At 69.0% G+C, this 8,251-nt stretch carries 9 protein-coding genes; 6 read left to right on the top strand and 3 right to left on the bottom strand.

The window, feature by feature from the left end; all coding sequences use genetic code 11:
- The first annotated feature begins 32 nt into the window (after positions 1 to 32).
- The 3 genes from VFE05_19600 (at position 33) to VFE05_19590 (ending at position 2,954) form a co-directional block, all read left to right on the top strand.
- Positions 33 to 632 carry a hypothetical protein gene (locus tag VFE05_19600; protein ID HET6232289.1) on the top strand — a complete coding sequence of 200 codons (600 nt, stop codon included), beginning with the start codon at positions 33 to 35 and terminating at the stop codon, positions 630 to 632.
- Positions 629 to 1,798 carry a PLP-dependent aspartate aminotransferase family protein gene (locus VFE05_19595; protein HET6232288.1) on the top strand — a complete coding sequence of 390 codons (1,170 nt, stop codon included), beginning with the start codon at positions 629 to 631 and terminating at the stop codon, positions 1,796 to 1,798. Before VFE05_19600 ends, VFE05_19595 begins: the two co-directional genes overlap by 4 nt.
- A 154-nt stretch (positions 1,799 to 1,952) precedes the next feature.
- Positions 1,953 to 2,954, top strand: a complete 1,002-nt coding sequence (locus VFE05_19590; protein HET6232287.1) for a YpdA family putative bacillithiol disulfide reductase — start codon at positions 1,953 to 1,955, stop codon at positions 2,952 to 2,954.
- A 239-nt stretch (positions 2,955 to 3,193) separates the two neighbouring features.
- Here VFE05_19590 and VFE05_19585 read toward each other — a convergent pair whose 3' ends face one another.
- Positions 3,194 to 3,328 carry a hypothetical protein gene (locus VFE05_19585; GenBank protein ID HET6232286.1) on the bottom strand — a complete coding sequence of 45 codons (135 nt, stop codon included), beginning with the start codon at positions 3,326 to 3,328 and terminating at the stop codon, positions 3,194 to 3,196.
- A gap of 212 nt (positions 3,329 to 3,540) precedes the next feature.
- Between VFE05_19585 and VFE05_19580 the strand changes: the two genes are divergently transcribed.
- Complete coding sequence (locus VFE05_19580) at positions 3,541 to 4,218, top strand: hypothetical protein (GenBank protein ID HET6232285.1); 678 nt, start codon at positions 3,541 to 3,543, stop codon at positions 4,216 to 4,218.
- 116 nt (positions 4,219 to 4,334) lie between these two features.
- Here the strand turns inward: VFE05_19580 and VFE05_19575 are convergent, their stop codons facing one another.
- On the bottom strand, positions 4,335 to 4,535 hold the full coding sequence (locus tag VFE05_19575; protein HET6232284.1) for a hypothetical protein: 201 nt from the start codon (positions 4,533 to 4,535) through the stop codon (positions 4,335 to 4,337).
- 43 nt (positions 4,536 to 4,578) lie between these two features.
- On the bottom strand, positions 4,579 to 4,770 hold the full coding sequence (locus VFE05_19570) for a hypothetical protein (protein ID HET6232283.1): 192 nt from the start codon (positions 4,768 to 4,770) through the stop codon (positions 4,579 to 4,581).
- 295 nt (positions 4,771 to 5,065) lie between these two features.
- Between VFE05_19570 and VFE05_19565 the strand changes: the two genes are divergently transcribed.
- Together VFE05_19565 and ahcY are read left to right on the top strand one after the other, a co-directional pair.
- Positions 5,066 to 6,070, top strand: a complete 1,005-nt coding sequence (locus VFE05_19565) for a metalloregulator ArsR/SmtB family transcription factor (protein HET6232282.1) — start codon at positions 5,066 to 5,068, stop codon at positions 6,068 to 6,070.
- A gap of 121 nt (positions 6,071 to 6,191) precedes the next feature.
- Positions 6,192 to 7,685: an adenosylhomocysteinase gene (ahcY, locus tag VFE05_19560; protein ID HET6232281.1), complete on the top strand. Its 1,494-nt coding sequence runs from the start codon at positions 6,192 to 6,194 to the stop codon at positions 7,683 to 7,685.
- Positions 7,686 to 8,251 lie beyond the last annotated feature (566 nt).

Here is an 8,251-nt window from a genome sequence, read left to right as displayed (position 1 = left end):
GGAGAAGGTGACCGCGCAGGACGCGTGAGCCGGTGCGCCCCGCGCCCCCAACCCGCACCCTCTTCCGCTTCACGGCCGTGCAGCGACGCTCGGTGACCTCGCTCTTCAGCAACCTGGTGACGCGCCCCACGGGGCGCGCCATCCGGACGGGCGTGGAGAGCCAGATCGCGGAGATGGAGTGCGGTGACCGCGAGGTGTGCCTGTCGGTGCTGGACTTCACCCAGGTGCGCGTGCTGGACTACTCGTGCGCCGACGAGATCGTGGCCAAGCTGCTCCTGCGCTACCAGGGCGACGAGCGCCCGGCCGAGGCGTACTTCGTGGTGCGCGGCCTCCAGGAGCACCACGTGGAGGCGGTGGAGGCCGTGCTGGAGCGCCACGGCCTGCTGCTCGTCTCGGAGAACGAGGAGGGCGGGGGATTCCAGCTGCTCGGCCTCACCGACCCGCTCCAGCGCGCCGTGTGGGACGCGCTGATCGCCGCCGGCCGCGTGAGCACGGCGGACGTGGCGGGCACCACCGGCATCGCGGAAGATGCCGTCGCGGCCGCGCTGGACACGCTGTGCGTCCGCCGCGTGGCCGCGCTCCACAGTGACGGCACCGTCTCTCCGCTCCCTTTCCTGCTCCCGCCCGCATGACCGCAGACGACGCCCGCGCGCTGGGCCCCTCCACCCGTGCCGTGCACGCGGGCGACCCGCCGCGAGACGTGGCCGGGCCGGTGGTGAACCCCATCGTCCTGAGCACCACGTACCTGAGCGCGCCCGACGGCCAGGGCGAGGTGCTGTACGGGCGATACGGCAACAGCCCCAACGCCGTCGCGCTCGAGGCCCGCCTCGCCGCGCTGGAGGGCGCGGAGGACGCCGCGGTCATGGGCAGCGGCATGGGCGCCATGGTCTGCGCGCTGCTCGCCAACCTTTCCGCGGGCGACCACGTGGTCGCCACAGAGGCCATCTACGGCGGCACCCGCACGCTGCTCTCCGCCGAGCTGTCGCGCTTCGGGATCGGGACGACGTTCGTGGACTTCCACTCGGCTGATTGGAAGTCCGCGTTCCGCGACAACACGCGCGTGGTGCTGGGCGAGGCGCCGTCGAACCCGCTGCTTCGCGTGGCCGACCCCCGCCCCATCGCGGACGAGGCGCACGCGCGCGGCGCGGCGTTCATCCTGGACGCCACGTTCGCGTCGCCGGTCAACTTCCGCCCGCTGGAGCACGGGGTGGATTTGGTGATGCACAGCGCCACCAAGTACCTGGGCGGCCACAGCGACGTGACGGCGGGCGTGATCGCCGGCAGCACCGAACGCGTGGCCGAGGTGCGGAACCGGGCGAAGGTGTGGGGGCCCGCGCTGGACCCGCATGCGGCGTGGCTGCTGGAGCGCGGCATCAAGACGCTGGCGTTGCGCATGGAGCGCCACAACCGCAACGGGCAGCACGTAGCCGAGTGGTGCGAGGCGCAGCCCGGCATCGCCCGCGTGGTCTATCCAGGCCTCGCGTCGCACCCGGACCACGAGACGGCGGCGCGGCTGCTGGACGGCTTCGGGGGGATGATGGGCATCGTGGTGCGCGGCGGCGGCCCGGCGGCGGAGCGCTTCGTCCGCGCGCTGAAGCTCGCCCGCTACGCGCCCAGCCTGGGCGGCGTGGAGACGCTGGTCTCGGAGCCGCGCTACACCTCGCACTCGGCGATGACGCCGGACGAGCGCGAGGCGGCCGGCATCGGCGATGGCTTCATCCGCGTGTCGCTGGGCATCGAGGACGCCGCGGACATCATCGCCGACATCCGGCAGGCACTGGAGGCCGCTGGCGCGTGACGTGCTCTGCGGCGGGGAGGATGCGCATCTCCCGGCCGTTCCGCACCACCGGGCCGCCGCGCATCCGCCAGCCGGACGCGCGGCGGCTCTCGTTGCGCTCGCATGCAGTTGGACGACGATTCGGAAGACGCTGACGGGATAGAACGGGATAGAGATGACGGATAGAGACGAGCAGGTCTTCGACATAGCGGTGGTCGGCGCGGGGCCGTGCGGCATTGCCGTGGGGATCGCGGCGCAGGAGGCGGGGCTGAGCTGTGCGCTCTTCGACCGCGGCGCGGTGACCGAGTCGGTGTATCGCTATCCCACGTACACCACGTTCTTCAGCGGGCCGGAGAAGCTGGAGATCGCGCGCGTGCCGTTCACCACCGCGGGCGACAAGCCCACGCGGCGCGAGGCGCTGCGCTACTTCCGCAAGCTCGTCACGTACTTCGGGCTGGACGTGCGGCAGTACGAGGGCGTGGAAACCATCACTGCGGCGGACGGCGGGTTCGTGCTGGGGACGCGGACGCGTGACGGCGTTCCGGCCACGTACCGCGCCCGCAACGTCGTGATCGCGACCGGCTACTTCGACACGCCGCGCAAGCTGGACGTGCCGGGCGCGGAGATGGAGAAGGTCGTCTACTACTTCACCGACCCGTTCCCGTACTTCGACCAGGACGTCGTGGTGGTCGGCGGCGGCAACAGCGCGGCCGACGCGGCGCTCACCTGCTGGCGCGAGGGCGCCCGCGTGACGCTCGTCCACCTCTTTGATACGCTGGACAAGGGCATCAAGCCGTGGGTGCGGCCCGACATCGAGAACCGCATCTCCGAAGGCTCCATCCCCGCGCTGTGGGGCCACCGCGTGGTCCACATCCGCCCCCGCGAGGTGGAGGTGGAGGAGATTGCCACCGGCGCGCGCCGCGTGCTGCCCAACGACTGGGTTCTGTCGATGACGGGCTACGTGCCCGACCCGGTCATGCTCCTCGCCCTCGGCGTCACGGTCGATCCGGAGACGGGCATCCCCGCCCACGACCGCGCGACGATGGAGACCAACGTCCCCGGCATCTTCATCGCCGGCGTGCTCGCCGCCGGCTACGACGCCAACAAGATCTTCATCGAGAACGGCAAGCTCCACGGCCCCCTCATCGCCGAAGCCATCGCCTCGCGTCGCACCTGACGCCGCGCTCGCACCCATCCGCAAACTGTTGACCCCATTGCAGTTGTAGGGGTGCGATTCATCGCATCCGCCCTTTCCGCGGCGCACCGGCTACTGTCCCGCGGCGCCGTCTCCGATGCTCCCGATCCGCCGCACGACGGGCGGTACGGGAAAATCGCCCGAACGAAGAGAGAGCCGCGTCCCGGCGGGGGATGCGGCTCTCTTCTATCGTCCAACTGGCTGCCGAGCGGCGCCGATGGCTACCGGCGGGCGGCCTTGCGCGCCAGGCGGCGGTCCTCGATGCGGATCATCCAGAGGCACGCCAGGTAGCAGGCGAACGTGATGCCGCCGAAGATCGCCATGAACATGAACAGCCGGGCCGTCGAGTGGTCCATCTCTCAGCTCTCCTGGGTGGTTGGGTTCAGCGGCGGCTAATCTACATCCCCCGCCCGCCACTCGCCATACCCCGCCGGGCAACCTCGCAACGCTTGATCGAGAAATCAACTCGGTGACACCATCCCGTGGTTGACACATTCCTTTTATGTCAATTAGATTCGCGCACCCCTCCGTATGCCCCCGAAGTCACTCTCCGCATGTAGGCAAACTCATGGACATCTTGGCCTTCTTCGTCGGCAGCATCCTAATTGGCGTCGCCGTGATCGGCGGTGGCTTCGAAGCGAAGGACGTGCGCATACCGAAGGTTGGGGTCTTTCCGCGCATCCTTTCCACGTTCGCGGGGTTCGGGTTCATCTCCCTCGCGGTAGGCCTTTACGCTCAGCAGCATCCGGGTAACGCCCAGGCCATGGGCGACGCGCTGAGCTCCGCCGCCCCTGCTCCCGCTGCAACGCAGTTCACGAGCGACACGATTGCCGCTGCCCCCGCCGCCGACATCGCCGTTGCGTCGGTCGACACCACCAGCGCGGCCGCGGAGCCGAACGCTGACGACGGTACGTACCACGGGAATGTCACGATCGGGTGGTCGGTCGAGGGGGTAGAGTACAGCGCGATCCTCACCAGCGTCGGCGCCACCGGTACTGCCACGGTGTCGTACACGAACGGGAGCGGCCAGCACGTTGATGTGGATGAGGACATCGCTCTCCAGCAGAGGGGTGAAAGCTGGTACTACGTGAGTGGCTCCGCACGACTTGCGGGCACGACGACGCCTTTCCCGGACTACCGGCCGGACTTGTTCCGCGTGAGCAGGAACGAATCGGGTCAGTGGATCTTCGACCAAGTGTGCGACGTGGACGCCTGCGTTGCCGTGTCGAGCGTATCATCGACCTGAGCCACCCCGTAACTACACCAAGGGCCGCCGCGCAGAAAGCGCGGCGGCCCTCCTTTGTCCCGGGTCTACTTTCCGCCCAGGAAGTCGTTGAGCCGTGGATCCACGGCCACCCAGCGTTACCTGCAGACGGACGCCTGCGTGAGGCAGGTGACCGAGGCGGGGCAGCAGGGAGTGGTGAGGCAGTTGGTACGCGTGACGATGGCCGCCCACGCATCCGCCGCCTGCCCTCGCACCGTGCCGTTCGCGCTCCCCGCCTCGCCCGTAACGAACGAGGCGACAGACAGGGCATCCGCATCGAGCATCAGCTTCTTCCTCATCGACCCACCTCGCTATAAGAAGGGAAGTGTTGCCCCGGCTGGGCTACGGGTGACAGTTCCGGACGCAGGCGCCGGTGAAGACGGTGGTCACGTCGGGATTGCAGTCCGGGAGATGGGTGGCGAACCGCGCCCCCAGGTCGCCCTGCCCGTGGACAGTCCCGGCCGAGCCCTCCGCCGCGCCCGCGTCGAACGTCTCGACGCTCAGGTCTTCACTGGCGAGCCGAAGCTTACGCATGATGCCCTCCCTCACGAAGGAGTGGAGCCCGCGCCGCGGTTGCGGCACAGATGGGAGAGGCATCCACTGTGGACCCTCTCCTTGCGCCGCATCGGAATCTCCAATACGGCGTATCTGTTGCAGCACATGACGTTACAAGCACGTTAGCCGACGCATTGCACAGCTGCAAGCAAACGTTCGGCGCCCCCTCTGCCGTTCCATCCCACCTGTCGTGCTGCTCGCGCGAGACGAGTTGGTTGACATCGGCCCACGGGACTTATAACATTCAATCCGGATGAACGGATGAACGGATGAAATGAACCAGCGCCCAGCCACGATCTTCGACCGGATGTCGGCCCTGTCCGACACCACCCGCAGCCGCCTGCTCCTCGTGCTGGAGCGGTACGAGCTGACGGTGAGCGAGCTGTGCGCGGTGCTGCAGCTGCCGCAGAGCACGGTAAGCCGCCACCTCAAGCTGCTGGGCGACGAGGGCTGGATCGTCTCGCGCGCGGAGGGAACGAGCCGCCGCTACCGCATGGTGGCCGACCGGCTGGACCCGCCGGCGCGGAAGCTCTGGCAGCTGGTGCGCGAACAGGCCGCGGCGCTGCCCACGGCCGAGCAGGACGCCCAGCGCGTCCTGAGCGTGCTGGCCCAGCGGCAGACCAAGTCGCAGGCGTTCTTCTCGTCCGCCGCGGGGCAGTGGGACCGGATGCGCGCCGAGCTGTTCGGGCAGCGCGCCGACCTGCTGGGCCTCTTGGGCCTGCTGGACGACCGGTGGACGGTGGGCGACCTGGGGTGCGGCACGGGGCAGGTGAGCGAGTCGCTGGCGCCGTTCGTGGAGCGCGTGGTCGCGGTGGACAACTCGCCCGCGATGCTGCGGTCCGCGCGCGAGCGGCTGGGCAAGCTCCCGCAGGTGGAGGTGCGCGGCGGCGACCTGGAGGCGCTGCCCGCGGGCGACGGCGAGCTGGACGCGGCGATCCTCTTCCTCGTCCTCCACTACGTGCCCGAGCCCGGCGCCGCCATCGCCGAGGCACACCGGGCGCTGAAGCCGGGCGGACGGCTGCTCGTGGTCGACATGATGCCGCACGACCGCGACGAGTACCGCCAGACCATGGGGCACCTGTGGCAGGGCTTCGCGGAGGAGCGGATGGCGGGGTGGATGGCGGACGCGGGCTTCGCCGCCGCGCGCTACCGCCCGCTCCCGGCCGACCCCGCCGCCAAGGGTCCCACGCTCTTCGCCGCCTCCGCGCGGCGGAACGGGGCGGACCAGCGGGCAGGCGCCGCATCTCCCGCATCCGCATCCCGCCCGAACGGCGGCTGACCGAGATGTAGATCGAGAGGGAGAGCGCTCGATTACAAAACGAACGCTCTCACCACCGAGCAGAAGAGACGGACCCGACCCAACGCAGCACCGCCGGAAACCTCATCAACCAAGGAGCACCATGAGCGCAATCGCCGAGATGGCAAATCCCTTCGCAGCGTCGCTGGAAGCCGGCCGCGAGCCGTACAAGGTCGCGGACATGTCGCTGGCCGAGTTCGGCCGCAAGGAGATCCGCCTGGCCGAGCACGAGATGCCGGGCCTGATGGCGCTCCGCGCCGAGTACAAGGGCCGGAACCCGCTGGCCGGCGCCAAGATCATGGGCTCGCTGCACATGACCGTGCAGACCGCCGTGCTCATCGAGACGCTGGTGGACCTGGGCGCGGACGTGCGCTGGGTGAGCTGCAACATCTTCAGCACGCAGGACCACGCCGCCGCGGCCGTCGTCGTGGGCCCGCACGGCACCGAGCAGGAGCCCGCCGGCGTGCCGGTGTTCGCGTGGAAGGGCGAGACGCTGCCCGAATACTGGTGGTGCACCGACCAGGCGCTGCGCTGGCCCGACGGCAGCGGCCCCAACCTGCTGCTCGACGACGGCGGCGACGCCACCCTGCTGGTGCACAAGGGCGTGGAGTACGAGAAGACCGGCGTGGTGCCGGCCTTCGACGCCGAGAACGACAGCGAGGAGTGGGGCGTGATCCTCGACCTCCTCCGCCAGACCGTGAGCGAGACGCCCACCCGCTGGACCGACGTGGCCGCCGAGCTGCGCGGCGTGTCGGAAGAGACGACCACGGGCGTGCACCGCCTGTACCAGATGATGGAAGCCGGCACGCTGCTCTTCCCGGCCATCAACGTCAACGACTCGGTCACCAAGAGCAAGTTCGACAACCTGTACGGCTGCCGCCACTCGCTCACCGACGGCATCCTGCGCGCCAGCGACGTGATGCTCGCCGGCAAGGTCGCCGTGATCTGCGGCTACGGCGACGTGGGCAAGGGCTGCGCGCAGTCGCTGCGCGGCCAGGGCGCCCGCGTGATCATCACCGAGATCGACCCCATCTGCGCGCTCCAGGCCGCCATGGAGGGCTACCAGGTCGCCACGCTCGAGGACGTGGTGGAGACGGCCGACATCTTCATCACCGCCACGGGCAACAAGGACATCATCACGGCGCACGACATGGCGCGGATGAAGGACAAGGCCATCGTGGGCAACATCGGCCACTTCGACAACGAGATCGACATGGCCGGGCTGAAGAAGATGGGCGACGACGTGCAGCGCATCAACATCAAGCCGCAGTACGACGAGTACGTGTTCCCGGACGGCCACAGCGTGATGATCCTGGCCGAGGGCCGCCTGCTCAACCTGGGCTGCGCCACGGGCCACCCGTCGTTCGTGATGAGCGCCAGCTTCACCAACCAGGTGATGGCGCAGATCGAGCTTCACGAGAAGGCCGACAGCTACGAGAAGAAGGTCTACACGCTGCCCAAGGTGCTCGACGAGAAGGTGGCGCGCCTGCACCTGGACAAGCTGGGCGTCAGGCTCACGCCCCTCTCGCCCAAGCAGGCCGACTACCTGGGCGTGCCGGTCGACGGCCCTTACAAGCCCGACCACTACCGCTACTAATCTGGAGAGCTGTTTCGGTAGATGTAGAAAGCTGAGATGACGATGCAGGGCGGGGCTCCGGTCCCGCCCTGCCACGCTTTTCAGGTGCTCGATGATGATGCGGATGCGGTCTGGACGGCGGCGGATGCTCTGTCGCGGGGCCGCTCCGGAGCCGGCCGGGCGATACGGCTGCCCGTCCGTCTCCTCCGCGGGGGCGGTGAGCCTCCTCCTCCGGGCGCCGATACTACCTGGCGCCCTCCGTCCGGGGTCTCCCCGCCCCGGAGCGAGCCCGCCGAAACCGCCCGGCGGTCTCCCTCCGTGCAGAATGGCTTGGGTACGACGGACAAAACCGCAGCCCGCATCCCGCGGTTTCTCCCATCGTGCACCACCGTCCGGGCCCGCCTAACCCTCTCCCGCTTGCGGGGGAGGGTGCGAGCCTAAGAGTCTGTAAAAGAATAAATGCTTTGTTTGCGGAGCTCTCGCGTGTAGTATTCAGGCCATGGGTCCTACGGTTGATGTACTGCGAACGAAGTATGGACGTCTGGGCCCGGCTCTGACCGAGCGGTCTCGGCGACTGTGGGCGGCCA

This window comes from Longimicrobiaceae bacterium (assembly GCA_035696245.1).
Taxonomy (GTDB): domain Bacteria; phylum Gemmatimonadota; class Gemmatimonadetes; order Longimicrobiales; family Longimicrobiaceae; genus DASRQW01.
This window is presented reverse-complemented; position numbering and strand designations above follow the sequence as displayed.